The sequence below is a fragment of the Paenibacillus foliorum genome (assembly GCF_013141765.1).
Taxonomy (GTDB): Bacteria; Bacillota; Bacilli; order Paenibacillales; family NBRC-103111; genus Paenibacillus_S; species Paenibacillus_S foliorum.
In genome coordinates this window covers 30,328-53,309 of record NZ_WHOD01000023.1, presented here as the reverse complement: position 1 = coordinate 53,309, position 22,982 = coordinate 30,328, and the positions used below count along the sequence as shown (strand labels likewise).

At 42.6% G+C, this 22,982-nt stretch carries 40 protein-coding genes; all 40 read right to left on the bottom strand.

Features of this window, described 5'->3' with window-relative positions; all coding sequences use genetic code 11:
• Positions 1 to 24: 24 nt before the first annotated feature.
• A complete protein-coding gene (locus GC093_RS06750) occupies positions 25 to 717 on the bottom strand; it encodes a phosphoadenylyl-sulfate reductase (RefSeq protein ID WP_171651109.1) in 693 nt (230 codons plus the stop codon).
• 202 nt (positions 718 to 919) lie between these two features.
• Positions 920 to 1,312 (bottom strand): 30S ribosomal protein S9, encoded by a 393-nt coding sequence (rpsI, locus tag GC093_RS06745; protein ID WP_171651108.1) that lies wholly within the window; start codon positions 1,310 to 1,312, stop codon positions 920 to 922.
• Between the two features lie 21 nt (positions 1,313 to 1,333).
• Positions 1,334 to 1,771: a 50S ribosomal protein L13 gene (gene rplM / locus GC093_RS06740; RefSeq protein WP_171651107.1), complete on the bottom strand. Its 438-nt coding sequence runs from the start codon at positions 1,769 to 1,771 to the stop codon at positions 1,334 to 1,336.
• Between the two features lie 227 nt (positions 1,772 to 1,998).
• On the bottom strand, positions 1,999 to 2,757 hold the full coding sequence (gene truA, locus GC093_RS06735) for a tRNA pseudouridine(38-40) synthase TruA (protein WP_171651106.1): 759 nt from the start codon (positions 2,755 to 2,757) through the stop codon (positions 1,999 to 2,001).
• 131 nt (positions 2,758 to 2,888) lie between these two features.
• Positions 2,889 to 3,254 carry a 50S ribosomal protein L17 gene (rplQ, locus tag GC093_RS06730; protein ID WP_171651105.1) on the bottom strand — a complete coding sequence of 122 codons (366 nt, stop codon included), beginning with the start codon at positions 3,252 to 3,254 and terminating at the stop codon, positions 2,889 to 2,891.
• A 33-nt stretch (positions 3,255 to 3,287) separates the two neighbouring features.
• A complete protein-coding gene (locus tag GC093_RS06725) occupies positions 3,288 to 4,232 on the bottom strand; it encodes a DNA-directed RNA polymerase subunit alpha (protein ID WP_133236160.1) in 945 nt (314 codons plus the stop codon).
• Between the two features lie 124 nt (positions 4,233 to 4,356).
• Entirely contained in the window at positions 4,357 to 4,752 is a 396-nt protein-coding gene (gene rpsK / locus GC093_RS06720) for a 30S ribosomal protein S11 (protein WP_089201728.1), read from the bottom strand.
• Between the two features lie 21 nt (positions 4,753 to 4,773).
• Entirely contained in the window at positions 4,774 to 5,142 is a 369-nt protein-coding gene (rpsM, locus tag GC093_RS06715; protein WP_171651104.1) for a 30S ribosomal protein S13, read from the bottom strand.
• 16 nt (positions 5,143 to 5,158) lie between these two features.
• A complete protein-coding gene (gene rpmJ, locus GC093_RS06710; RefSeq protein ID WP_003333770.1) occupies positions 5,159 to 5,272 on the bottom strand; it encodes a 50S ribosomal protein L36 in 114 nt (37 codons plus the stop codon).
• Positions 5,273 to 5,358: 86 nt separating this feature from the next.
• Positions 5,359 to 5,577 carry a translation initiation factor IF-1 gene (infA, locus tag GC093_RS06705; protein ID WP_009676800.1) on the bottom strand — a complete coding sequence of 73 codons (219 nt, stop codon included), beginning with the start codon at positions 5,575 to 5,577 and terminating at the stop codon, positions 5,359 to 5,361.
• 2 nt (positions 5,578 to 5,579) lie between these two features.
• The gene (locus tag GC093_RS06700; RefSeq protein WP_171651103.1) at positions 5,580 to 5,888 is read right to left on the bottom strand and encodes a KOW domain-containing RNA-binding protein; all 309 of its coding nucleotides are present in this window, start codon (positions 5,886 to 5,888) and stop codon (positions 5,580 to 5,582) included.
• An 8-nt stretch (positions 5,889 to 5,896) separates the two neighbouring features.
• Positions 5,897 to 6,649, bottom strand: coding sequence for a type I methionyl aminopeptidase (map, locus tag GC093_RS06695; RefSeq protein ID WP_171651102.1), 753 nt, complete (start codon positions 6,647 to 6,649; stop codon positions 5,897 to 5,899).
• Positions 6,649 to 7,299: an adenylate kinase gene (locus GC093_RS06690; RefSeq protein ID WP_171651101.1), complete on the bottom strand. Its 651-nt coding sequence runs from the start codon at positions 7,297 to 7,299 to the stop codon at positions 6,649 to 6,651. The genes map and GC093_RS06690 overlap by 1 nt, the downstream gene beginning before the upstream one ends.
• Positions 7,300 to 7,383: 84 nt before the next feature.
• Positions 7,384 to 8,685: a preprotein translocase subunit SecY gene (gene secY / locus GC093_RS06685; protein ID WP_171651100.1), complete on the bottom strand. Its 1,302-nt coding sequence runs from the start codon at positions 8,683 to 8,685 to the stop codon at positions 7,384 to 7,386.
• Positions 8,685 to 9,125 (bottom strand): 50S ribosomal protein L15, encoded by a 441-nt coding sequence (gene rplO / locus GC093_RS06680; RefSeq protein ID WP_171651099.1) that lies wholly within the window; start codon positions 9,123 to 9,125, stop codon positions 8,685 to 8,687. Before rplO ends, secY begins: the two co-directional genes overlap by 1 nt.
• Positions 9,126 to 9,163: 38 nt before the next feature.
• Positions 9,164 to 9,352 (bottom strand): 50S ribosomal protein L30, encoded by a 189-nt coding sequence (gene rpmD / locus GC093_RS06675; RefSeq protein WP_171651098.1) that lies wholly within the window; start codon positions 9,350 to 9,352, stop codon positions 9,164 to 9,166.
• An 11-nt stretch (positions 9,353 to 9,363) separates the two neighbouring features.
• Positions 9,364 to 9,861, bottom strand: a complete 498-nt coding sequence (gene rpsE, locus GC093_RS06670) for a 30S ribosomal protein S5 (protein WP_094018036.1) — start codon at positions 9,859 to 9,861, stop codon at positions 9,364 to 9,366.
• Between the two features lie 26 nt (positions 9,862 to 9,887).
• Entirely contained in the window at positions 9,888 to 10,256 is a 369-nt protein-coding gene (gene rplR / locus GC093_RS06665) for a 50S ribosomal protein L18 (RefSeq protein ID WP_171651097.1), read from the bottom strand.
• A 55-nt stretch (positions 10,257 to 10,311) separates the two neighbouring features.
• Entirely contained in the window at positions 10,312 to 10,854 is a 543-nt protein-coding gene (gene rplF, locus GC093_RS06660) for a 50S ribosomal protein L6 (protein ID WP_171651096.1), read from the bottom strand.
• A 31-nt stretch (positions 10,855 to 10,885) separates the two neighbouring features.
• Positions 10,886 to 11,284, bottom strand: a complete 399-nt coding sequence (gene rpsH, locus GC093_RS06655) for a 30S ribosomal protein S8 (RefSeq protein WP_171651095.1) — start codon at positions 11,282 to 11,284, stop codon at positions 10,886 to 10,888.
• A 31-nt stretch (positions 11,285 to 11,315) separates the two neighbouring features.
• Positions 11,316 to 11,501 (bottom strand): type Z 30S ribosomal protein S14, encoded by a 186-nt coding sequence (locus GC093_RS06650; protein WP_171651094.1) that lies wholly within the window; start codon positions 11,499 to 11,501, stop codon positions 11,316 to 11,318.
• 35 nt (positions 11,502 to 11,536) lie between these two features.
• Positions 11,537 to 12,079 (bottom strand): 50S ribosomal protein L5, encoded by a 543-nt coding sequence (rplE, locus tag GC093_RS06645; RefSeq protein WP_171651093.1) that lies wholly within the window; start codon positions 12,077 to 12,079, stop codon positions 11,537 to 11,539.
• Positions 12,080 to 12,111: 32 nt separating this feature from the next.
• Positions 12,112 to 12,465 (bottom strand): 50S ribosomal protein L24, encoded by a 354-nt coding sequence (gene rplX, locus GC093_RS06640; protein WP_216624528.1) that lies wholly within the window; start codon positions 12,463 to 12,465, stop codon positions 12,112 to 12,114.
• A gap of 122 nt (positions 12,466 to 12,587) precedes the next feature.
• Positions 12,588 to 12,956, bottom strand: a complete 369-nt coding sequence (gene rplN / locus GC093_RS06635; RefSeq protein WP_171651092.1) for a 50S ribosomal protein L14 — start codon at positions 12,954 to 12,956, stop codon at positions 12,588 to 12,590.
• 41 nt (positions 12,957 to 12,997) lie between these two features.
• The gene (rpsQ, locus tag GC093_RS06630; RefSeq protein ID WP_171651091.1) at positions 12,998 to 13,261 is read right to left on the bottom strand and encodes a 30S ribosomal protein S17; all 264 of its coding nucleotides are present in this window, start codon (positions 13,259 to 13,261) and stop codon (positions 12,998 to 13,000) included.
• Positions 13,262 to 13,285: 24 nt separating this feature from the next.
• Positions 13,286 to 13,486 (bottom strand): 50S ribosomal protein L29, encoded by a 201-nt coding sequence (gene rpmC, locus GC093_RS06625; protein WP_171651090.1) that lies wholly within the window; start codon positions 13,484 to 13,486, stop codon positions 13,286 to 13,288.
• Positions 13,476 to 13,910 carry a 50S ribosomal protein L16 gene (gene rplP, locus GC093_RS06620; RefSeq protein WP_171651089.1) on the bottom strand — a complete coding sequence of 145 codons (435 nt, stop codon included), beginning with the start codon at positions 13,908 to 13,910 and terminating at the stop codon, positions 13,476 to 13,478. The genes rpmC and rplP overlap by 11 nt, the downstream gene beginning before the upstream one ends.
• A 2-nt stretch (positions 13,911 to 13,912) precedes the next feature.
• Positions 13,913 to 14,578: a 30S ribosomal protein S3 gene (rpsC, locus tag GC093_RS06615; protein ID WP_171651088.1), complete on the bottom strand. Its 666-nt coding sequence runs from the start codon at positions 14,576 to 14,578 to the stop codon at positions 13,913 to 13,915.
• A 13-nt stretch (positions 14,579 to 14,591) separates the two neighbouring features.
• Positions 14,592 to 14,927 (bottom strand): 50S ribosomal protein L22, encoded by a 336-nt coding sequence (gene rplV / locus GC093_RS06610; RefSeq protein WP_171651087.1) that lies wholly within the window; start codon positions 14,925 to 14,927, stop codon positions 14,592 to 14,594.
• Positions 14,928 to 14,967: 40 nt separating this feature from the next.
• On the bottom strand, positions 14,968 to 15,249 hold the full coding sequence (gene rpsS / locus GC093_RS06605) for a 30S ribosomal protein S19 (protein WP_171651086.1): 282 nt from the start codon (positions 15,247 to 15,249) through the stop codon (positions 14,968 to 14,970).
• A 39-nt stretch (positions 15,250 to 15,288) separates the two neighbouring features.
• On the bottom strand, positions 15,289 to 16,119 hold the full coding sequence (gene rplB, locus GC093_RS06600) for a 50S ribosomal protein L2 (RefSeq protein WP_171651085.1): 831 nt from the start codon (positions 16,117 to 16,119) through the stop codon (positions 15,289 to 15,291).
• Positions 16,120 to 16,150: 31 nt separating this feature from the next.
• On the bottom strand, positions 16,151 to 16,441 hold the full coding sequence (gene rplW / locus GC093_RS06595; protein ID WP_171651084.1) for a 50S ribosomal protein L23: 291 nt from the start codon (positions 16,439 to 16,441) through the stop codon (positions 16,151 to 16,153).
• A complete protein-coding gene (gene rplD, locus GC093_RS06590; RefSeq protein WP_171651083.1) occupies positions 16,441 to 17,064 on the bottom strand; it encodes a 50S ribosomal protein L4 in 624 nt (207 codons plus the stop codon). The genes rplW and rplD overlap by 1 nt, the downstream gene beginning before the upstream one ends.
• 22 nt (positions 17,065 to 17,086) lie before the next feature.
• Positions 17,087 to 17,710 carry a 50S ribosomal protein L3 gene (gene rplC / locus GC093_RS06585; RefSeq protein WP_171651082.1) on the bottom strand — a complete coding sequence of 208 codons (624 nt, stop codon included), beginning with the start codon at positions 17,708 to 17,710 and terminating at the stop codon, positions 17,087 to 17,089.
• A 50-nt stretch (positions 17,711 to 17,760) separates the two neighbouring features.
• On the bottom strand, positions 17,761 to 18,069 hold the full coding sequence (gene rpsJ, locus GC093_RS06580; RefSeq protein ID WP_005544556.1) for a 30S ribosomal protein S10: 309 nt from the start codon (positions 18,067 to 18,069) through the stop codon (positions 17,761 to 17,763).
• Positions 18,070 to 18,315: 246 nt separating this feature from the next.
• On the bottom strand, positions 18,316 to 19,506 hold the full coding sequence (gene tuf / locus GC093_RS06575; protein WP_171651081.1) for an elongation factor Tu: 1,191 nt from the start codon (positions 19,504 to 19,506) through the stop codon (positions 18,316 to 18,318).
• A 39-nt stretch (positions 19,507 to 19,545) separates the two neighbouring features.
• On the bottom strand, positions 19,546 to 21,621 hold the full coding sequence (gene fusA, locus GC093_RS06570) for an elongation factor G (RefSeq protein ID WP_171651080.1): 2,076 nt from the start codon (positions 21,619 to 21,621) through the stop codon (positions 19,546 to 19,548).
• Positions 21,622 to 21,658: 37 nt separating this feature from the next.
• Complete coding sequence (rpsG, locus tag GC093_RS06565; protein ID WP_171651079.1) at positions 21,659 to 22,129, bottom strand: 30S ribosomal protein S7; 471 nt, start codon at positions 22,127 to 22,129, stop codon at positions 21,659 to 21,661.
• A gap of 45 nt (positions 22,130 to 22,174) precedes the next feature.
• Complete coding sequence (gene rpsL, locus GC093_RS06560; RefSeq protein WP_171651078.1) at positions 22,175 to 22,597, bottom strand: 30S ribosomal protein S12; 423 nt, start codon at positions 22,595 to 22,597, stop codon at positions 22,175 to 22,177.
• A gap of 125 nt (positions 22,598 to 22,722) precedes the next feature.
• Positions 22,723 to 22,974, bottom strand: coding sequence for a ribosomal L7Ae/L30e/S12e/Gadd45 family protein (locus GC093_RS06555; protein ID WP_171651077.1), 252 nt, complete (start codon positions 22,972 to 22,974; stop codon positions 22,723 to 22,725).
• Positions 22,975 to 22,982: the final 8 nt, after the last annotated feature.

Below are 22,982 nucleotides of genomic sequence, written 5' to 3'. Positions count from 1 at the left end.
CAGCAACGAGAAGAACTACCTCTATTATTTATGAAGTCCGCATTCTGTCTTCTCATTCCCTGCCCAGCGTCCTGCGCGAGGATCTTCTCCTGGCATAACTTGGCGCGTACAATGAGAACAGCCAATGCTTGGGTAGTGGTTATCATGCAGCGGATTGTAGATAACATTATTATTGCGGATATATGCCCAAACATCTTCAGAAGTCCAGCTAGCCAATGGATTAAATTTAACTAGTCCGAATTTTACATCATATTCAACTTTTTTCGCATTAGCACGAGTAGGCGCTTGATCACGGCGAATTCCAGTAATCCATGCATCATAATTTTTCAAAATATCAGTTAATGGATCCACCTTCCGGATATTGCAGCATTGATTAGCATTGCTCTTCCATAGTTCTTCGCCAAACTGAGATGCTTGTTCATCCAATGTAAGCTTAGGTAATACCTGAACGAATTCCAACCCATAATGTTGCTGTAGACGGTCACGTGTTTCCAACGTTTCTTGAAAATGGACATTAGTATCCAAATAAAAAATATCGCTTTTCGGGCTGATTTTTTGAATCATATCGACTAGAACGACGTCTTCAGCACCGAAACTACAGGCTAATGTAATGTTAGGGAATTGTTCTACCGCCCATGCAATAAGAGCTTCTGGAGATTGATTTTCAAAAGTTTCCGCTGATTCTTGAATCATTTTTTCCTTTTCAAATAGATTCATAACTTTCTCCTCCTGTACTTTAATTCCGAGTATATTAATCTGTTTTGTTATATATAGTTTATTATAGCTACCGAAGACTTTTTGTCAAATTAATTTTTTCTTAGGCTAATCACTATTATATTTTGCCATTTAGTTAAAGGTGTTATAAAAAACAAAAAACCTTTCCACCATAATAGTGGAAAGGTTCTTATGTTTATAAGTATTAACGTTTCGAGAACTGAGGAGCACGACGTGCTGCTTTCAAACCGTACTTCTTACGTTCTTTCATACGAGGATCACGAGTCAGGAATCCAGCTTTCTTCAAGGATCCACGGAATTCAGGATCAGCTTTCAGAAGTGCACGGGAAATACCATGACGGATTGCTCCTGCTTGTCCGGAGATTCCTCCACCGTTAGCAATAACCAATACATCGTATTGACCTAAAGTTTCAGTTAAGTTTAAAGGTTGTTTTACGATTAGCTTCAACGTTTCCAAACCGAAGTATTCATCTAGCTCGCGTTTGTTGATTACAATACGGCCTTCGCCTGGTACCAAACGTACACGTGCTACCGAATGCTTACGACGGCCTGTTCCATAATATTGAACTTGTGCCACAAGACAGTCCTCCCTTTTATATTATCCGCGAAGTTCATACACAACAGGCTGTTGAGCTTGGTGTGGATGTTCCGATCCCGCGTATACTTTTAGTTTTGTTTTCATGCTGTCACCAAGACGATTTTTAGGAAGCATACCGTGAATCGCAAGTTCGATAACACGTTCTGGCTTATTGTTAATCATGTCTTGTGCAGAAGTCACTTTCAGACCACCTGTGTACATAGAGTGACGGTAGTACATTTTGTTTTGCAATTTTTTACCAGTCAAATGGATCTTCTCTGCATTAATGACAATAACGAAGTCCCCAGTGTCAACATGAGGTGTGAACTCTGGTTTATGTTTGCCGCGAATTAAGCTTGCTGCTTCGCTTGCAAGACGACCTAGTGTTTTGTCAGTTGCGTCGATAATGTGCCATTTGCGTTCTACTTCATTAGGCTTAGCCATATATGTGGTACGCATCAATAGTTCCTCCTAAACATTTTGCATTTCGGTGCTCAATTAATGAAATGACGCAATTGTGATGGACTAATAGGTCATTTCATCATCATATATCTATCTGCATCATTCATTGATATTTTAAAATTGGTTTTGACCCTGCCTTGATCCGGGGCCGTGGGATAGCCGATCAAGAAACGCCAATTGATATTGTACTATATATTCGGCTACAAATCAAGCATTCTTATAGCTTATCTGTATAATACTTCCCACAGCGTTAATCCATGTGACATAGCTGTTGGTCCGGCGCTAGCACGGTTACGTGCATCCAGAATATCCTTGACGGACTCGCTGGAGCGTTTGCCTTCTCCGACTTGAATTAAGGTTCCCGCAATGATCCTTACCATATTGTATAAAAAACCGTTACCGGTCAAATATATATGAATAGCATAGGACTGTAATATGGGGTCGAGCAGCTCACATTCCATTCTTGCTTCATAAACCGTACGAATATTAGACAACTTCGTAGATCGAATCGAACAGAAGGATGTGAAGTCATGCTCACCTATCAGGTATTCGAGTCCAGCTCTCATCTCTTCTGTATTCAGAGGAGTAGGATGATAAAACTCCAAATGTCTTTTGAACACATCTGGATGTTTCCCGCAACGAATCGTATACCGGTACGTTTTCTGAACAGCAGCTCTTCTTGAGTGGAAGTCATCATCCACAACCTTGGCTCCACTCACTAAAATATCTGCAGGCAACAGTGTATTCAAAGCCATACACCATCGCTCTACCGGTATTTTTGAAGCTGTGAAATAGTTGATGACTTGACAGCGTGCATGTACACCTGCATCAGTCCGGCCTGACGATGTTACCTTTATCGTTTCCCCAGTCAATGATAGAAGAGCTCGCTCCAAAACGTCCTGAATAGTATTCTGATTAGGTTGGGTTTGAAAACCGCAGTATGCCGTTCCGTCATAGCTGACAGTCATGCAAATGTTCCTCACGGTCTACCTCCCTAATTCCATTACACTCGTTGCAACTATCACACATTTGAAAATGTCAGTTGTCAACTTCAGACTACAAAAAAAAGGGTTTCATCAGAATCAAAATGATCCCGTCCACCCTTCCTACCCTTTTATGCACGATCTACAAGCTCTAAATACACCATAGGCGCTGCATCGCCGCGACGAGGTCCAAGCTTCAAGATTCTAGTGTAACCACCTTGACGTTCTGCGTAACGAGGAGCTAAATCAGAGAACAATTTTTGAATTGCATCTTGATTCTCGTCTGCTGCTTCACGACGAACAAAGGAAGCAACTTGACGGCGTGCGTGAAGATCTCCACGTTTTGCCAATGTGATTAATTTTTCTGCTATAGAACGCAATTCCTTCGCCTTAGCTTCAGTCGTTTGGATGCGCTCGTATATAAACAAGTCAGTTACCAAGTCGCGAAATAAAGCTTTACGCGCACTGGAATCACGACCTAATTTTTGGTATGCCATTTGTGCAACCTCCTTCTGCTTAATTAGAGACGATTAATCTTCCATTCTAAGGCCCAGACCAAGCTCTTCCAGCTTTTCTTGAACCTCTTCAAGGGATTTTCGTCCAAGATTACGAACCTTCATCATGTCTTCTTCCGTTTTCGTAATCAGTTCCTGTACAGTGTTGATGCCTGCACGCTTCAAACAGTTGTAAGAACGGACAGAAAGATCAAGCTCTTCGATAGTCATCTCAAGTACTTTTTCTTTCTTGTCTTCTTCCTTCTCAACCATAATCTCCGCGTCTTTGGCTTCATCAGTTAAACCGACAAACAACATCAGATGCTCCGTTAAAATCTTGGCGCCCAAGCTTACAGCTTCTTCAGGTCGAATACTTCCATCGGTCCAGACTTCGAGGGTTAGTTTGTCGTAGTTAGTTACTTGACCGACACGAGTGTTTTCAACGCTGTAGTTGACGCGAGTAATCGGAGTGTAGATCGAATCAATCGGAATAACTCCGATTAATTGCTCTTCTTTTTTGTTTTTGTCAGCTTGTACGTATCCGCGACCACGATTAGCATGAATACGCATGTGAAGACGCGCATCAGAGGATAGTGTAGCGATGTGTAAATCCGGATTAAGGATTTCTACATCACTATCACCGCGAATGTCTCCAGCTACAACAGCACCTTCACCTTCGGCATCGATCTCCAACACTTTCTCTTCGTCGGAGTGAATCTTTAACGATAGCCCCTTAAGATTAAGGATTATCTCCGTAACATCTTCCATTACGCCTGGAACTGTTGAGAACTCATGCAAAACTCCATCGATTTGAACGGAGGTTACAGCAGCCCCCGGTAAGGAGGACAGCAAGATTCTGCGAAGCGAGTTCCCAAGTGTTGTTCCATAGCCTCTTTCCAATGGTTCAACAACAAATTTGCCGTATGATCCATCTTCACTCAATGATACGGTTTCTATTTTCGGCTTTTCGATCTCGATCACTTATAACCCTCCTTCAAAACGTCGTTTCCCTCTGGATAACTTAAGACGCATAAAACGTGCAGTATATCTATCCAAATAGTATTCACCAATATTGGATAATTATACCACTATTCGCAATCCTGAATTAGACACGACGACGTTTTGGAGGACGGCAACCGTTATGTGGAACAGGAGTCACGTCTTTAATCAGGTTTACTTCCAAACCTGCTGCTTGCAGAGAGCGGATAGCCGCTTCACGACCTGCACCAGGGCCTTTAACCATAACTTCTACTACCTTCATGCCATGCTCCATAGCTGCTTTCGCTGCAGACTCAGCTGCCATTTGAGCAGCAAAAGGAGTGCTTTTACGAGAGCCTTTAAAGCCCAAGTTACCTGCACTAGCCCATGAGATTGCATTACCATGAGGATCAGTGATAGTTACGATCGTGTTGTTAAACGTAGAGCGGATATGAGCCACTCCAGTGTCAATATTTTTCCGATCACGGCGTTTGGTACGAACAACTTTTTTAGGTTTAGCCATTTTAAGTGTTAACCTCCTTTACTATTTTTTCTTATTAGCTACTGTACGACGAGGACCTTTACGCGTACGAGCATTAGTTTTTGTACGTTGACCACGAACAGGTAAGCCGCGGCGGTGACGAACACCACGATAGCATCCGATTTCGATCAAACGTTTGATGTTCAATGCGATTTCACGACGAAGATCACCTTCAACCTTAACCGTTTTATCAATTGCATCACGAAGTTTACTTACTTCGTCTTCCGTCAAATCGCGAACGCGAGTAGCTAAACTAATACCAGTGTTAGCTACGATTTTTTGGGAAGTAGTTGTGCCGATACCGAAAATGTAAGTCAACGCGATTACAACGCGTTTATCACGAGGTAAGTCTACACCAGCAATACGTGCCATTTATACAAGCACCTCCTTAACCTTGTTTTTGTTTATGCTTAGGGTTTTCGCAAATTACCATTACGTTACCTTTGCGGCGAATGACTTTGCATTTTTCGCAGATGGGTTTGACCGATGGTCTAACTTTCATTTTGATTACCTCCTGTGAGTTTTCGGAAGAAAACTTACTTCGTAAGGATTGCTGAGCTTGATGTGCAAGCTGACTTCTTAACCGATTTATTTAAAACGATAGGTTATACGGCCTCTGGTCAAATCATAAGGCGAAAGTTCCACCGTCACTTTGTCACCAGGCAAGATCCGAATAAAATGCATTCTGATTTTTCCGGATACATGAGCAAGTATCTTATGACCGTTTTCCAATTCAACCTTAAACATTGCATTAGGAAGAGGTTCAATCACTGTACCTTCAACTTCAATTACATCTTCTTTGGCCACAGTCATTCTCCTTTCTCTTGTGCTTCTGATTCCATTTGATCCACATACTTAAAGAGTGCAAACCGCAGTTTACCATTAGTTACCCGGCCGCTTTCGTACAAGCTATCCACTACTTCACTGCTAACCATTGACAGCAGCTCGAGATGACTCAAATTTTTCTTCTTAGGATGATCGAATTTCCGTTTGTCGCCGTCTGCAATCCATACGAAACGTTGGTCTTCGACGCTGATTATAACAGCGTACTTCCCGGAATCTTTACCACGAGCAATCCTAACAATTTGTCCGAGCTGAGGTATGTTTACCGAATTCACTTTATCACCTACGATCCAGACTTAGTGAGTATTTCATACCCTTCTGGAGTAATAGCGATGGTATGCTCAAAATGCGCGCACAGTGTGCCATCCACTGTAACAACCGTCCAATTGTCAGCCAGTGTCTTAACGTATCTTTCGCCGACATTGACCATGGGTTCGATTGCTAATACCATACCAGGCTTCAAACGAGGTCCTCGTCCTGGCAAACCGTAATTCGGAATTTGTGGCTCCTCATGAAGCTCAGAGCCAATCCCATGACCCACATATTCTCGTACAATTGAAAAACCTTCATCCTCAACGCATTTTTGAATCGCATGAGAGATAGTGAATAATCGTGCATCCGGTTTAGCTTCTGCCAGACCATCGTACAGGCTTTTTTCAGTTACCTCTAATAATTTCTTAGCTGTATCTGAAATCTCACCTACACCATACGTCCATGCAGAATCACCATGATATCCTTTGTACTTAGCACCGATATCTAGACTGATGATGTCACCATCTTTAAGCTTACGTCCACTGGGGATGCCGTGAACCAATTCATCATTAACTGAAGCACAGATGCTGCCAGAAAAACCGTTATAGCCTTTAAAAGATGGGGTTGCACCCTGACTGCGAATAAAATCTTCTGCGATTTGATCCAACTCTTTGGTTGTAATATCGGGCCGAATTGATTTTTGTAACAAGCGATGCGTTTCGGCTACAATCCTGCCGGCTTCTCTCATTAAATCCAACTCAGCTGCTGATTTACAAATGATCATTACGCTTGCCCTCGCAATAGTGAACTGATTTGTGCAGTAACCGTATTAATTTCTTGCTCACCGTTAACCTCACGCAAGTTTCCTTTGTCACGATAATACGACAGCAAAGGTGCCGTCTTGTTCATGTACTCATCAAGACGAGTACCAACTTTTTCTTCGGTATCATCCGATCTTTGATACAGTTCACCTGAACACTTATCACATACATTTTCAGTTGCTGGGGGGTTAAACAAGATATGATACGTAGCTCCACATGCTCTACAGATTCTTCTTCCAGTCAAACGAGCCAATAACAGATTGCGATCAACGCTAAGGTTAACCACATGATTTATGCTTTTACCCATAGAATGTAAAATCTCGTCAAGCGCTTCAGCTTGGGAGATCGTTCTTGGAAACCCATCAAGCAGGAAACCAGGAGCGCAGTCAGACTGTTGAAGTCTTTCTTTAACAATACCTATGGTAATTTCGTCTGGTACCAGTAAACCTTGATCCACATATTTCTTTGCTTCAAGTCCTAGTGGCGTTCCCTGTTTCATTGCCAAACGAAACGCATCACCCGTAGAAATATGCGGGATTTGAAACTCATTGACGATACTTTCCGCCTGTGTGCCTTTACCTGCACCAGGAGGCCCCATAAAGATTACGTTCATAATGACTTCCTCCCCATCACATCAAGTGATGCTAACAGCACAATAGGTGCCGATAGTTGATAAATCACTACCAGAACCTATTCGCTATTTATTAATGAAGCCCTTGTAGTGACGTTTGATCAATTGGCTTTCAATTTGCTTCATTGTTTCCAAACCAACACCGATAACAATTAGAAGGGAAGTACCGCCAATACTTACCGAAGCAGGCAAGTTAGCTAATTTCCCTAATATCATAGGCAGGATGGAGATCAGTGAAAGAAAAATAGCTCCAGACAAGGTAATGCGTGTCATTACTCTTGTTAAGTATACAGCCGTTGTCTTACCAGGACGAATCCCAGGAATATAACCGCCGTTTTTCTTCATTTGATCTGCCATTTGCTCAGGGTTAATTTGAACAAACGTATAGAAGAAAGTAAAACCAATGATTAATAACACATACAAAGTCATCCCGAGTGGATGTGTATAGTTGAGGTTAGTAATGATCCAGTCCGCTACGACATTACCTCTCCAAAAATTAGCTATGGTAGGAGGAAACACGAGTAACGAAAGTGCAAAGATTACTGGAATTACGCCTGCAGCATTAACCTTTAACGGAATGTGAGTGGATTGACCACCGTACATCTTACGGCCAACCACACGTTTTGCGTACTGAACCGGTATTTTACGAACACCTTGTTGAATAAAAATTACACCAGCAATAATTGCAATAATTACTACAGCAATAATCACCATTTTAATAATATTCAAGAAAAGCGCATCTCCAGCTTCAGCAAACTGTGTTTTGTAGATCTGCGATATTCCAGTTGGAATAGCAGCCACAATCCCTGCGAAGATGATAATGGAAATACCATTTCCAATACCATTTTCAGTGATTTGTTCCCCTAACCACATCAGAAAAGCTGTACCAGCAGTAAGAACAATTGCAATTAAGGCATAAGTTGTAAAGTTGGGACTCACAACCAATCCAGCGTAGATCTGATTAAATCCGATCGCCAAACCGAACGCTTGGATTATACCTAATACAATTGTACCATACCTAGTAATTTGTGCTAATTTCTTCCTGCCAACTTCTCCTTCTTTGGCCCATTGAGCAAACCTTGGTATTACATCCATCGATAATAGCTGAACTATGATCGAAGCAGTAATATAAGGCATAATCCCCATCGCGAAGATGGAGAACTGAAACAATGCGCCACCAGAGAAAGTGTTCAACAAGCCAAAAACATCACTGGAATTGGCATGGTCCTGAGCTTTAAGAATAGCTGTGTTGATGTTAGGTACCGGAATGAAAGCACCAATTCTGTAGACGATCAATACCAATAAGGTAAAGAGAATTCTTCTCCTAAGATCGTCCACTTTCATAATATTGGATATGGTACGAAACATTAAATCACCTCGGTTTTACCGCCGGCAGCCTGAATTTTATCTACCGCAGATTGGGAGAACTTATTAGCTTTTACGTTCAATTGAACAGTAATCTCACCATTACCCAAGATCTTAATGCCGTCTCTTGCATTCTTGACGATACCGGACTCTTGAAGTACTTCTGGCGTTACTTCCGTGCCAGCAGCAAACTTGTTAAGTTCAGTTAAATTCACGATTGCAAATTCCTTACGGAAATGGTTAGTGAATCCACGCTTCGGCAAGCGACGGTATAGAGGATTTTGTCCTCCCTCAAAACCAGGACGTACACCACCGCCAGAACGAGCGTTTTGCCCTTTATGACCGCGAGTTGATGTTTTACCCATACCGCTACCGATTCCGCGACCTACACGTTTGCGGGCCTTACGGGATCCAACTGCTGGAGTAAGTTCATGCAATTTCATCGTTTGCACCTCCTCTAATTCTTAATGATAAAAACTATTTATACTTCTACTTCTTTAACTGCAACTAGATGACTTACTTGATTAACCATTCCGCGAATCGCTGCATTGTCTTGTTGTGTTACGATTTGGTTAATTTTACGCAATCCAAGAGAAGTAACAGTACGACGTTGTACTTCTGGACGACCGATAAGGCTGCGTTTGAGGGTAATTTGCAATTGTTTAGCCATGGGTATCCCTCCTAACCTAACAGTTCTTCAACAGTTTTGCCACGCAGCTTTGCAACTTCTTCAGCACGCTTAAGACGTTGCAGGCCTTCTAGTGTAGCATTTACCATGTTGATGGAGTTAGAAGATCCTAGGGATTTTGTCAAAATGTCGCCTACGCCTGCAAGTTCTAATACTGCACGAACTGGGCCGCCGGCAATAACGCCAGTACCTTTGGAAGCTGGTTTCAAAAGAACATTACCTGCTCCAAATTTACCAATAACCAAGTGAGGGATGGTAGTGCCAACGATAGGTACATGAATCAGGTTTTTCTTAGCGTCTTCGATACCTTTACGAATTGCATCAGGTACCTCGCCAGCTTTACCGATTCCTGCGCCTACCCAGCCATTACCGTCGCCTACAACAACAAGTGCGCTGAAGCTGAAACGACGTCCGCCTTTTACTACTTTAGCAACGCGGTTAATGTTAACAACTTTTTCAGTTAACTCTAAAGTATTGGGATCAATACGCAAGTGACTTTACCTCCTTGTTAATTCTATTAAAATTCAAGACCTGCTTCACGAGCAGCATCAGCTAAAGCTTGCACACGTCCGTGATATAAGTATCCGCCGCGGTCAAAAACAACTTTTACAACACCAGTTGTTTTAGCGCGCTCTGCAATCAAAGAACCAACCTTGCGAGCAGCTTCAATATTACCACCGTTACCGATTCCGTCTTTCAAGTCTTTATCTTGAGTTGAAGCGGAAGCAATTGTTACACCCGACACATCATCGATCAATTGAGCGTACATGTGTTTGGACGAACGGAAGATATTCAAGCGTGGACGTTCAGCCGTTCCTTGAATTTTCTTACGTACACGTAGATGTCTTTTAAGACGTGCTTTATTTTTATCGGCTTTTGTAATCATTCCGAGGTTCACTCCTTTCAACATGACTGAAACACTATCGCACTATGCGATTAACTTATTTCTTCTTACCAGCTTTACCTTCTTTACGAAGAATACGCTCGCCTTCGTACTTGATACCTTTACCTTTATACGGCTCAGGCTCACGAACTGAACGAACCTTCGCTGCAGTAGCGCCGACCAATTCTTTATCGATACCTTTAACGATAATTTTTGTGTTTGTAGGAACTTCAAACTCAATACCGTTTTCTGGCTCAATTTCAACCGGATGGGAGTAACCAACGTTCAAAACTAGCTTGTTGCCAGTTTTATTCGCACGGTAACCTACACCAACCAAATCAAGGTTTTTAACAAAGCCTTCAGTTACACCGCTAACCATGTTAGCAACAACACTTCTTGTAGTACCATGAAGTGAACGATGTAGTTTATTATCAGAAGGACGTTCTACTAAAAGCTCAGTTTCAGTAATAACGATCTTCATGTCTTTGTGTAATTCACGGGACAAAGTACCTTTAGGGCCTTTAACCGTTACACGAGTGTTTTCCAAAGTGATATTAACACCACCTGGAATTGTTATTGGCTTACGACCAATACGGGACATGGTATGCACCTCCGTTCATTTAAGTTCTGTATTACCAAACGTAGCAGATAACTTCTCCGCCAGCTTTGGTTTGACGAGCTTCCTTATCAGTCATGACACCATGGGAAGTGGAAATAATCGCAATTCCCAAGCCGCCAAGCACACGAGGAACCTCTTGACTTTTTGTATAAACACGCAAACCAGGCTTGCTGATTCTTTTAAGACCGGAGATAACACGCTCATTGTTAGGACCGTATTTCAAGAACAAACGGATAATCCCTTGCTTGTTATCTTCAATATATTCAGCGTCACGGATGAAACCTTCCTTTTTCAAGATCTCAGCAATTTCTCTTTTGATCGTTGAAGCAGGAATTTCTACCGTCTCATGACGCACTACGTTTGCATTACGAATGCGAGTAAGCATATCTGCAATTGGATCTGACATCACCATTTTTGTAAACCTCCTTCCCGAAACTTGGGTTTTACCAGCTTGCTTTTTTAACGCCAGGAATCTGGCCTTTGTATGCTAGTTCACGGAAACAAATTCTGCAAATCTTGAATTTCCGAAGAACTGAATGCGGACGACCGCAGCGTTCGCAGCGAGTGTAAGCCTGCACCTTAAATTTAGGAGGGCGCTGCTGCTTCACTATCATTGAAGTTTTTGCCACTTACTTTTACACCTCCGGGGCTTAACCGATCCGAATTACTTCGTAAACGGCATACCTAATTGAGTTAATAATTCACGGGACTCTTCGTCTGATTTAGCCGTTGTAACAATAACGATATCCATACCGCGTACTTTATCTACTTTATCGTACTCGACTTCTGGGAAGATCAATTGTTCCTTAAGACCCAATGTGTAGTTACCACGTCCGTCAAATGCTTTGGAAGAAACTCCGCGGAAGTCACGAACACGTGGAAGAGCCACGTTGAACAATTTATCCAAGAAGTGATACATACGCTCGCCGCGCAAAGTTACCTTTACACCGATTGGCATATTCTCACGCAATTTAAAACCTGCGATTGATTTTTTAGCTTTTGTTACTACCGGTTTTTGACCAGAGATTAACTGAAGATCTTGAACCGCTACATCTAGAACTTTGGAGTTGGAAACTGCTTCACCAACACCCATGTTGATAACGACTTTCTCGATCTTAGGCACCTGCATTACTGTACTATAGTTAAACTTTTGAATTAACGCAGGAGTAACCTCGTTCAGAAAACGATCCTTTAATCTTGCTGCCATGTTTCATGTACCTCCTTTCCTACCTTATACGATTAATCGATGACTTCACCGGATTTTTTAGCAATACGCACTTTTTTACCGTTGTCCAAAACTTTGTAACCTACACGTGTAGGTTGGCCGCTCTTAGGATCAATCAGCATCACGTTGGATACGTGAATTGGTGCTTCTTGAGAAATGATACCGCCTTGCGGATTCGATTGTGATGGCTTAGTGTGCTTCTTGATTAAGTTCACACCTTCGACCAACACGCGATTTTCACGAGGATATGCTGCGATTATACGACCTTTTTTGCCTTTGTCTTTACCTGTAATCACAAACACAGTATCATCTTTTTTCACGTTCAATTTATTATTGTGAGACTCCAATTTCTTGGGTTGCTTTGGCATTGAGTTTCCACCTCCTGAGAACGTTCGTAGAACGTTAGCTTCGAAAGCTTACGTTTAGTTTTCGCGAGAAAACTAAATACGTAAGGATCATATATATCATTCAACCGCTTAGCGGTTTCTTATTAGATAACTTCTGGAGCAAGAGAAACAATTTTCATGAATTCTCTGTCGCGAAGCTCACGAGCAACAGGTCCGAAGATACGAGTTCCACGAGGACTCTTATCGTCTTTTACGATTACAGCTGCATTTTCATCAAAGCTAATGTATGAACCGTCTTTACGACGAGCTCCACGTTTAGTGCGAACGATAACCGCCTTAACTACATCACCTTTTTTGACAACACCGCCTGGTGTTGCTTCTTTCACGGAACAAATGATTAAATCACCGATGTGACCCACGCGACGACCAGTACCACCCAACACACGGATACACATAAGTTGTTTAGCTCCTGAGTTGTCAGCCACATTTAAACGAGATAGAGGTTGAATCATTGTTTAAACCCTCCTTCCGGAATTGATGCATCATACATATCTTAAACGACTACGGCTTTTTCTATTACTTCGATCAATCTCCAACGCTTGTCTTTGGAAATCGGACGAGTTTCCATAACTTTAACAACATCACCGATTTTAGCTTCGTTGTTTTCATCATGTGCTTTAAATTTCTTAGTATATTTGATTCTCTTGTGATAAAGATCGTGTTTTTTGTATGTTTCAACAGCGATAACAATGGTTTTGTCCATTTTGTCGCTCACGACTTTACCAACTTGAGTTTTACGATCATTACGTTCACTCATTGGAAAATCCTCCTCTCTCATTCATTAACTAATGATTCCCAGTTCTCTTTCACGCAAAACAGTCTTTGCACGAGCAATCTCTTTGCGGACTTCTCGAATCTGGACTGGATTATCCAGTTGACCGGTAGCTAGTTGAAAACGGAGGCTAAAGAGTTGTTCCTTAAACCCAGAAATCTTTTGTTCAATCTCAGCAGTGGTTAAGTTACGAAATTCACTAGCTTTCATTTGCTTCACCACCTACATCTTCTCTTTTAACAAACTTTGTTTTGATTGGCAGTTTGTGAGAAGCAAGACGCATTGCTTCACGAGCAATCTCTTCGCTTACACCAGCCAACTCAAACATTACTTTACCCGGTTTTACAACAGCAACCCATTTTTCCACGTTACCTTTACCACTACCCATACGTACTTCAAGCGGTTTTTGTGTAACTGGTTTAGCTGGGAAAATTTTAATCCATACTTTACCGCCACGTTTGATATAACGAGTCATAGCAATACGAGCAGCTTCGATTTGACGGTTGGTAACCCAAGCAGGTTCCATAGCTTGCAAACCGAATTCACCGAAATGTACTTCCGCTCCGCCTTTAGCTTGACCGCGCATTTTGCCACGGTGCTCTTTACGGTGTTTTACACGTTTAGGAACTAACATAATTAGTTGCCTCCTTCCGTAACAGCCTTTTTCTTAGCCGTTGGAAGAACTTCGCCGCGATAGATCCACACTTTTACGCCGATACGGCCATAGGTAGTAGCTGCTTCAGCTGTACCATAGTCGATGTCTGCACGAAGTGTATGAAGAGGTACTGTACCTTCACTGTATCCTTCTTGTCTAGCGATTTCAGCTCCGCCTAAACGACCGCTAACTGATGTTTTGATACCTTTTGCTCCGGATCTCATTGTTCTTTGAATAGCTTGCTTCATTGCACGACGGAAAGATACACGACGTTCCAATTGTTGAGCAATGCTTTCAGCAACAAGGATCGCGTCAAGCTCAGGATTTTTGATTTCAGAGATATTGATGTGAATTTTTTTACCGTTAGACAGGTTAGCGATGTAAGTACGAATCACTTCAATCTCAGAACCGCCCTTACCGATAACCATACCAGGCTTAGCCGTATGAATAGTAACATTTACACGGTTAGCTGCACGTTCGATATCAATATGAGAAACAGCCGAATCTTTCAGCTTTTGCTTTAAGTATTCACGAATTTTGACGTCTTCCATTAACAAGTCGCCAAAATCTTTACCTGCGAACCATTTGGATTCCCAATCGCGAATAATCCCAATTCTAAGTCCTACCGGGTTTACTTTCTGACCCACACGTTATCCCTCCTTATTTTTCAGATACCACTACTGTAATGTGGCTGGTACGTTTATTGATACGACTCGCACGTCCCATAGCGCGAGGACGGAATCTTTTCATTGTCGGCCCCTGATTAACAAATGCCTGAGAAATAACCAAGCTGTTAGGGTCCATGGAGTAGTTGTGCTCTGCGTTCGCAATTGCAGAATTCAGAACCTTCTCAACGATTGGAGATGCTGATCTAGGTGTATGACGCAGAATTGCGATTGCTTCTCCAACTTGCTTACCGCGGATCAAGTCGATCACCAATTGCGCCTTACGAGGTGCAATTCGAACGAATCTTGCAATGGATTTTGCTTGTTGCATGGAAGTACCTCCTTTCATTTACAACTTAATTCGCGAAAACTTAGCGTTTGCTTGTTTTCTTGTCGTCACCATGACCTTTGTAAGTACGAGTTGGAGCAAACTCACCCAGTTTATGTCCAACCATATCTTCCGTTACGTAAACCGGCACGTGCTTTTTACCATCATATACCGCAAAAGTATGTCCGATAAATTGCGGGAAAATAGTAGAGCGGCGCGACCAAGTTTTGATCACTGATTTCTTAGTAGTACTGTCACCAACCGCAGCAACTTTCTTCAAAAGATAGTCGTCTACGAAAGGACCTTTTTTCAAACTACGACCCATGTTTCGTTCCTCCCTTCTTCAACCGTTCCGAGAAATGAATTACTTCGTACGACGACGTACGATATATTTATCAGAAGCTTTACCTTTTTTACGAGTTTTGTAACCAAGAGTTGGCTTACCCCAAGGAGACATAGGAGACTTACGACCGATTGGAGCACGGCCTTCACCACCACCGTGTGGGTGATCGTTAGGGTTCATTACTACGCCGCGGACTTCAGGTCTTTGACCCAACCAGCGAGAGCGTCCTGCTTTACCGATTTTAACCAATTCATAATCTTCGTTACCAACGGAACCGATAGTCGCGCGGCAAACTTTCAAGATCTTTCTAACCTCACCAGAGGTAAGACGAATGGTTACATAGCGATCTTCTTTACCAAGCAATTGAGCTTCTGTACCAGCTGCACGGACCAATTGACCGCCTTTACCAGGTTGCAACTCAATGTTGTGAATCACAGTACCAACTGGAATGTTCTCAAGCGGCAACGCGTTACCGATTTTGATATCAGATCCAGGGCCAGATTCGATTTTGTCTGAAACTTTCAAACCTTTTGGAGCGAGGATATAACGTTTCTCTCCATCAGCATAATGAATCAAAGCGATGTTAGCGGAACGATTCGGATCATACTCAATTGTAGCAACGCTACCTGGTATTCCATCTTTATTCCGTTTAAAATCGATAATCCGGTATTTACGTTTGTGTCCTCCACCTTGGTGACGAACCGTAATTTTACCTTGATTGTTACGACCAGCCTTTTTGCTCAAAGGAGCCAACAATGACTTCTCCGGTGTAGACGTCGTAATTTCTTCAAACGTTGAAACCGACATAGCACGTCTTGCTGGTGATGTTGGTTTATATTTTTTGATTGGCACTAGGATTCCCTCCTTACTTCAAAAAGTGGACTTACACAGTTTCAAAAAATTCTAGTTCTTTGCTGTCTGCGCTCAAGGAAACAATCGCTTTCTTCCATTCCGATGTGTATCCTGAGTGACGACCATAACGCTTTGGTTTTGCTGGCATTCTCATTGTGTTAACATTAGTAACCTTCACTTTGAAAATTTGCTCGATTGCTTGCTTAATTTCCGTTTTGTTCGAACGGAGTTCCACTTCAAAGACATATTTCTTCTCGGTCATCATGTCACTAGTACGTTCCGTGATCACTGGGCGTTTAATAATGTCGCGAGGGTTTTTCATTACGCAAACACCTCCTCTACCTTCTGTACCGCATCCTTAGTAATAATCAGCTTGTCGTAAACCATAACATCAAGCACGTTAATTCCATCAGCTACAACAAACTTAACTCCAGGAATATTGCGCGCAGACAATGCTACGTTTTCTTCATAACCAGCTGTTACAACTAAAGCTTTACGGTCAACTTTCAAATTGCTAAGAATTGCTGCGAATTCTTTCGTCTTTGGTTGGCTCAACAACAATTGATCCAACACAATGATTTCGTTGCTAATTACCTTGGAAGATAATGCAGACTTAATCGCTAGACGACGAACTTTTTTAGGAAGCTTATAAGAATAGCTTCTTGGTGTCGGTCCGAATACAACACCGCCGCCTTTCCATTGAGGAGCGCGGATACTACCTTGACGAGCACGGCCAGTTCCCTTTTGCTTCCAAGGTTTACGACCACCGCCACGAACTTCTGAACGGCCTTTTACTTTATGTGTTCCATGACGCAAGGAAGCACGCTGCATCAATACCGCTTCATTCAATACGTGTGAATGTGGTTCGATACCGAACACGGAATCAGCTAATTCAACTTCTCCTACCTGGGAGCCACTAACATTATAAACTGCTACTTTTGGCATTTGAAAATCCTCCTTTCCTGTTTTACTTTACTGTTGATTTAACGCTAACGTAGCTATTTTTAGGTCCAGGAATGGAACCTTTAATTAGAAGAACATTGCGCTCCAAATCAACTCTAACCACTTCTAGACGTTGAACAGTAACTGTTTCATTACCCATATGTCCAGGAAGCTTTTTACCTTTAGGAACACGGTTCGCTTGGATAGAACCCATGGAACCCGGACCACGATGATAACGAGAACCGTGAGCCATCGGACCTGTAGATTGGTTATGTCTTTTGATAACGCCTTGGAACCCTTTACCTTTGGAAGTGCCTGTTACATCAACGAATTCACCTTCTGCGAATAAGTCAGCTTTGATTTCCTGGCCAACCTCGTATTCAGAAATCTGAATACCGCGGAATTCTTTAATGTAGCGCTTAGGTGTTGCGCCTGCTTTCTTAGCATGGCCCAACTCAGGTTTGATGGCATTTTTTTCTTTCTTGTCGTCAAAACCGATTTGGATTGCTTCGTAACCATCATTTTCTGCATCCTTCTTCTGAAGAACAGTACAAGGACCCGCTTGAATTACAGTTACCGGAATTACCAAACCTTCTGGAGTAAACACTTGAGTCATTCCAAGTTTCTTTCCTAAGATACCTTTAGTCATCGTTGACACCTCTTTTCTCTCATACGTTCATATATTTATACACATGTGAATTACAATTTAATTTCGATGTCCACACCGGACGGCAGATCCAAACGCATCAACGCATCCACAGTTTGTGGTGTTGGATTAACAATATCGATCAAACGCTTGTGTGTACGCATTTCGAATTGCTCGCGTGAATCCTTGTATTTGTGAACCGCACGTAGAATCGTAATGATTTGTTTTTCCGTAGGCAGCGGTATCGGACCCGATACACCTGCACCGGAACGTTTAGCCGTTTCTACGATTTTCTCAGCTGATTGATCCAAGATTCTGTGATCATAAGCCTTCAAACGAATACGAATTTTTTGCTTAGCCATAGTATTCCCTCCTTCTATCGCCCAATTTAGTATCGGACATACTCCGTGAAAATCTCCTGACTCGGTCCCTATGGCAAAGGGGCCGGGTGTGTCAGCAACCTCTCACATCATCGCAACGTCACAGACCAACGTTTAATATTATATAAAATATGAAAACAAAAAGCAAGCGAAACTTATGACTATTGCCTAAAAAAATAAATCCCCTCATCTTTGTAAGGATGAAGGGATTTATTTGGTTATTAAATATTACTTGCTGATAGTTGCAACCGCGCCCGCACCAACAGTACGTCCGCCTTCACGAATCGCGAAACGAGTTCCTTCTTCGATAGCAATTGGAGCAATTAGTTCAACAGTAACAGTGATGTTATCGCCTGGCATAACCATTTCTGTACCTTCTGGAAGGGAGATGATACCCGTTACGTCAGTTGTACGGAAGTAGAACTGTGGACGGTAGCCTGTGAAAAAAGGCTTATGACGGCCACCCTCTTCTTTAGTTAGAACGTAAATTTGTGCAGAGAAAGCAGTGTGTGCTTTAACTGAACCTGGCTTAGCCAAAACTTGGCCGCGCTCGATATCTTTACGATCAACACCACGAAGCAATGCGCCAATGTTGTCACCAGCTTGCGCGGAATCCAACAATTTACGGAACATCTCAACGCCTGTAACTACGCATTTACGAGTTTCTTCTTGAAGACCAAGGATTTCAACCTCTTCTTGAATCTTGATAGTACCACGCTCAACACGACCTGTAGCAACAGTACCACGACCAGTGATTGAGAATACATCCTCAACAGGCATCAAGAAAGGCTTATCTGTTTGACGCTCAGGAGTTGGGATGTAAGTATCAACTTGCTCAAACAACTCGATAATTTTGTCAGCCCAAGCACCATCAGGGTTTTGAAGAGCTTCACGAGCTGCACCACGGATGATTGGAGTATCATCGCCTGGGAATTCGTATTCGTTAAGAAGATCGCGAACTTCCATTTCAACCAATTCAAGAAGCTCTTCGTCTTCTACCATGTCGCATTTGTTCAAAAATACAACGATGTAAGGTACGCCTACTTGGCGGGACAATAGGATGTGCTCACGAGTTTGCGGCATAGGGCCGTCAGCTGCGGATACAACCAGGATCGCTCCGTCCATTTGTGCAGCACCAGTGATCATGTTTTTAACATAGTCAGCATGGCCTGGGCAGTCTACGTGTGCGTAGTGACGGTTAGGAGTTTCATATTCTACGTGAGCTGTGGAAATAGTGATACCGCGCTCGCGCTCTTCTGGTGCTTTGTCGATTTGATCAAAAGCAACCGCTGCTCCACCGTATCTTTTGGACAATACAGTTGTGATAGCAGCCGTAAGAGTTGTTTTACCATGGTCAACGTGACCGATAGTACCGATATTCACGTGCGGTTTGTTACGTTCGAATTTAGCTTTTGCCATGATTAGAATGCCTCCTTATTATAATAGACGTTTTATTAATTATGCACCTTTGTGTTTTGCAATAATTTCTTCTGCAATTGACTTAGGCACTTCTTCATAGTGAGAAATTTCCATGGAGTAAACTCCACGGCCTTGCGTACGGGAACGCAAAGTAGTTGAGTAACCGAACATTTCAGACAAAGGCACCTTAGCACGGATGATTTGTGCACCAAAGCGCGCATCCATACCTTCGATACGTCCACGACGAGAGTTAAGGTCGCCCATAACATCGCCCATGTACTCTTCAGGAACTGTTACTTCTACTTTCATGATTGGTTCAAGCAATACAGGAGCACATTTCTCTACTGCTGCTTTCAACGCCATCGATCCAGCAATTTTAAACGCCATCTCATTGGAGTCAACATCATGATAGGAACCGTCAACAACGGTTGCCTTGATATCAACCATCGGGAAACCGGCAATAACGCCGTTTTTCATGGATTCTTCAATACCGGCTTGAATAGGCGCGATATATTCTCTAGGAATAGAACCCCCGACAACTTTGCTCTCGAACAAGAATCCAGCACCGGCTTCTTGAGGAGAGAAAATAACCCAACAATGTCCATACTGTCCACGACCACCGGATTGACGTACGAATTTACCTTCAACTCTTGCCTCTTGACGGAAAGTTTCGCGATAAGCAACCTGTGGTTTACCCACATTGGTTTCTACTTTAAACTCGCGCAACATACGGTCAACGAGAATTTCAAGGTGAAGCTCACCCATACCAGCGATAATCGTTTGGCCTGTTTCTTCATCTGTGTGTGCACGGAAAGTTGGATCCTCTTCAGCCAATTTGGATAATGCAATACCCATTTTGTCTTGGTCGGCTTTAGTTTTCGGCTCAACAGCAAGTTGAATTACAGGTTCAGGGAAGTTCATGGATTCCAAGATTACTTGGTTTTTCTCATCACAGAGAGTGTCTCCAGTTGTTGTGTCTTTAAGACCAACAGCTGCAGCAATATCTCCTGAGTATACAATGCTGATTTCTTGACGGCTGTTAGCATGCATCTGAAGGATACGGCCAACACGCTCGCGTTTACCTTTTGTGGAGTTGACTACGTATGAACCAGCATTTAACACACCGGAATATACGCGGAAGAACGTCAACTTACCTACGAAAGGATCCGTCATGATCTTGAAAGCAAGAGCAGAGAACGGCTGATCATCAGCAGATTTACGGATTACTTCCGTACCATCGTCCAAAGTTCCTTTAATGTCTGGAACATCAGTCGGAGCCGGCAAGTAATCGACAACAGCATCGATCATCAACGGAACGCCTTTATTTCTATAAGAAGAACCACATACAACAGGGAAGATTTTAACTTGACATGTACCTACACGAAGAGCAGCTTTAATCTCTTCGATAGAAAGTTCTTCACCTTCTAGGTACTTCATAGTAAGTTCTTCATCTAGTTCAGCTACTTTTTCAATTAGCTCAAGACGAAGCTCTTCCGCTTTTGCTTTGTACTCTTCTGGAATTTCGACTCTATCTACTTCTTTACCCATATCATCTTTGAAGATGAAGGCAACTTGCTCGATCAAGTCGATAATACCAACGAAATCATTCTCAGCACCGATTGGCAATTGAATTGCAACCGCGTTAGCACCTAGCTTCTCACGCATTTGCTCAATAACTGCCAAGAAATCAGCGCCGATAATGTCCATTTTATTAACATAAGCAATACGAGGAACGCTGTATTTATCAGCTTGTCTCCAAACTGTTTCGGACTGTGGCTCAACGCCTTCTTTCGCGCTGAATACACCAACAGCTCCGTCCAACACGCGAAGAGAACGTTCCACTTCAACCGTGAAGTCTACGTGTCCCGGGGTATCGATAATATTGATGCGTTTACCCTTCCAGTGAGTGGTTGTCGCTGCGGAAGTGATGGTAATTCCGCGCTCTTGTTCTTGTTCCATCCAGTCCATCGTTGCTGCACCTTCGTGCACTTCACCGATTTTATGAGTGATACCAGTATAGTACAAGATCCGCTCAGTGGTTGTAGTTTTACCCGCATCAATATGCGCCATAATCCCGATATTACGCGTATTGTCCAAGGAGTACTCTCTAGCCATCAGGATGTCTCCTTCCAATTAATCAGGAATTTTAATTCTACCAGCGATAATGTGCGAACGCTTTGTTAGCTTCCGCCATTTTATGTGTATCTTCACGTTTCTTAACGGAAGAACCAGTGTTGTTGCTAGCATCAATGATTTCTTGAGCCAGTCTTTCTTCCATTGTTTTCTCACCACGAAGGCGAGAATAGTTTACCAACCAACGAAGACCCAAAGTCGTACGACGATCTGGTCTTACTTCGATAGGCACCTGATAGTTAGCACCACCAACACGGCGTGCTTTAACTTCTAGAACAGGCATAATATTTTTGATAGCTGCTTCAAACACTTCCATAGGCTCTTTACCTGTACGTTCTTGGATCATGTTAAAAGCATTGTATAGAATGGTCTGAGCGACCCCTCTTTTGCCATCTAGCATAATGCGGTTGATTAAACGAGTTACCAGTTTGCTATTATAAATAGGATCTGGCAATACGTCTCTGCGAGTAACTGGACCTTTACGAGGCATAGTTATCCCCCTTTCTGAAAAAGTTCATTCGTTTCTAAATTCTTATTACTTTTTCGCTGCTTTTGGACGTTTCGCACCATATTTGGAACGAGCTTGTTTACGGTTGTTAACACCGGAAGTATCCAATGCGCCGCGCACGATGTGATAACGTACCCCTGGAAGATCTTTGATTCTTCCTCCACGGATCAATACAACACTGTGCTCTTGCAAGTTGTGTCCGATACCTGGGATGTACGCAGTTACCTCAACACGGTTTGTTAAACGAACACGAGCATATTTACGAAGAGCGGAGTTCGGCTTCTTTGGTGTCATTGTACCTACACGAGTACATACACCACGCTTTTGAGGAGCGCTGATATTGGTTGATTCTCTTTTCAGAGCGTTAAAACCTTTTTGAAGAGCCGGGGACTTCGACTTTTCCACCTTTGCTTGACGTCCTTTACGAACGAGCTGGTTAATTGTTGGCATTTCGCCACCTCCTTCCGAAATTGATCCTTCATTTCAAGCCCACAGATCCAGGCGAATCGTAAATGAACAAAGGAAAAGTTTCTACCAGCATCACCTTGCAGTTTTGCGGCAAAAACGCATTTGCATTATTCATTTACTACAGCTGCTACAGCAGCTCCAACTTCAATACCACACGCCTTACCTAACAACTTCATAGAGTCAACGTATGTTACTTTAACCCCCATTTTCTTGCAGAGGTTAACTATTTTTATCGTTATTCGCGGATCTGCATCTTTAGCAACAAAAACTTCTGAAGCCTTGTTCAATTCTACCATTTTTGCAACTTGCTTTGTGCCAGTACTTATGTTCGCAGCCTGTTTTACTTTTTCATAAGACATGTAAAAAC

Bases quoted from the DNA above. Each gene is read 5' to 3' on its own strand.
- rplM (WP_171651107.1), bottom strand. From the start codon at position 1,771: ATGCGTACCACATATATGGCTAAGCCTAATGAAGTAGAACGCAAATGG.
- rpsJ (WP_005544556.1), bottom strand. From the start codon at position 18,069: ATGGCTAAGCAAAAAATTCGTATTCGTTTGAAGGCTTATGATCACAGA.
- rpmD (WP_171651098.1), bottom strand. From the start codon at position 9,352: ATGGCTAAACAATTGCAAATTACCCTCAAACGCAGCCTTATCGGTCGT.
- tuf (WP_171651081.1), bottom strand. From the start codon at position 19,506: ATGGCAAAAGCTAAATTCGAACGTAACAAACCGCACGTGAATATCGGT.
- rpmJ (WP_003333770.1), bottom strand. From the start codon at position 5,272: ATGAAAGTTAGACCATCGGTCAAACCCATCTGCGAAAAATGCAAAGTC.
- fusA (WP_171651080.1), bottom strand. From the start codon at position 21,621: ATGGCTAGAGAGTACTCCTTGGACAATACGCGTAATATCGGGATTATG.
- rpsL (WP_171651078.1), bottom strand. From the start codon at position 22,597: ATGCCAACAATTAACCAGCTCGTTCGTAAAGGACGTCAAGCAAAGGTG.
- rplO (WP_171651099.1), bottom strand. From the start codon at position 9,125: ATGAAATTGCATGAACTTACTCCAGCAGTTGGATCCCGTAAGGCCCGC.
- rplE (WP_171651093.1), bottom strand. From the start codon at position 12,079: ATGGCAGCAAGATTAAAGGATCGTTTTCTGAACGAGGTTACTCCTGCG.
- rplW (WP_171651084.1), bottom strand. From the start codon at position 16,441: ATGAAAAACCCTCGCGACATTATTAAACGCCCAGTGATCACGGAACGT.
- GC093_RS06690 (WP_171651101.1), bottom strand. From the start codon at position 7,299: ATGAACGTAATCTTTATGGGGCCTCCTGGTGCAGGTAAAGGCACACAG.
- GC093_RS06555 (WP_171651077.1), bottom strand. From the start codon at position 22,974: ATGTCTTATGAAAAAGTAAAACAGGCTGCGAACATAAGTACTGGCACA.
- rplX (WP_216624528.1), bottom strand. From the start codon at position 12,465: ATGCCAAAGCAACCCAAGAAATTGGAGTCTCACAATAATAAATTGAAC.
- rplC (WP_171651082.1), bottom strand. From the start codon at position 17,710: ATGACTAAAGGTATCTTAGGAAAGAAACTTGGAATGACTCAAGTGTTT.
- rpsM (WP_171651104.1), bottom strand. From the start codon at position 5,142: ATGGCACGTATTGCTGGTGTAGACTTACCTCGTGATAAACGCGTTGTA.
- rplQ (WP_171651105.1), bottom strand. From the start codon at position 3,254: ATGGCATACCAAAAATTAGGTCGTGATTCCAGTGCGCGTAAAGCTTTA.
- rplP (WP_171651089.1), bottom strand. From the start codon at position 13,910: ATGTTAGTTCCTAAACGTGTAAAACACCGTAAAGAGCACCGTGGCAAA.
- rpmC (WP_171651090.1), bottom strand. From the start codon at position 13,486: ATGAAAGCTAGTGAATTTCGTAACTTAACCACTGCTGAGATTGAACAA.
- GC093_RS06750 (WP_171651109.1), bottom strand. From the start codon at position 717: ATGAATCTATTTGAAAAGGAAAAAATGATTCAAGAATCAGCGGAAACT.
- rpsQ (WP_171651091.1), bottom strand. From the start codon at position 13,261: ATGAGTGAACGTAATGATCGTAAAACTCAAGTTGGTAAAGTCGTGAGC.
- map (WP_171651102.1), bottom strand. From the start codon at position 6,649: ATGATCATTTGTAAATCAGCAGCTGAGTTGGATTTAATGAGAGAAGCC.
- rpsS (WP_171651086.1), bottom strand. From the start codon at position 15,249: ATGGGTCGTAGTTTGAAAAAAGGTCCTTTCGTAGACGACTATCTTTTG.
- rpsH (WP_171651095.1), bottom strand. From the start codon at position 11,284: ATGGTGATGTCAGATCCAATTGCAGATATGCTTACTCGCATTCGTAAT.
- secY (WP_171651100.1), bottom strand. From the start codon at position 8,685: ATGTTTCGTACCATATCCAATATTATGAAAGTGGACGATCTTAGGAGA.
- rplR (WP_171651097.1), bottom strand. From the start codon at position 10,256: ATGATTACAAAAGCCGATAAAAATAAAGCACGTCTTAAAAGACATCTA.
- rpsK (WP_089201728.1), bottom strand. From the start codon at position 4,752: ATGGCTAAACCTAAAAAAGTTGTTCGTACCAAACGCCGTGATCGGAAA.
- rplV (WP_171651087.1), bottom strand. From the start codon at position 14,927: ATGCAACAAGCAAAATCCATTGCAAGATTCGTTCGAATTGCACCTCGT.
- rplD (WP_171651083.1), bottom strand. From the start codon at position 17,064: ATGCCAAAAGTAGCAGTTTATAATGTTAGTGGCTCCCAGGTAGGAGAA.
- rplF (WP_171651096.1), bottom strand. From the start codon at position 10,854: ATGTCCCGTATTGGTCGTAAGCCAATAACAATTCCAGGTGGTGTTAAT.
- rpsG (WP_171651079.1), bottom strand. From the start codon at position 22,129: ATGCCTCGTAAAGGTCCAGTTACTCGCAGAGACGTATTGCCAGATCCT.
- rplN (WP_171651092.1), bottom strand. From the start codon at position 12,956: ATGATTCAACCTCTATCTCGTTTAAATGTGGCTGACAACTCAGGAGCT.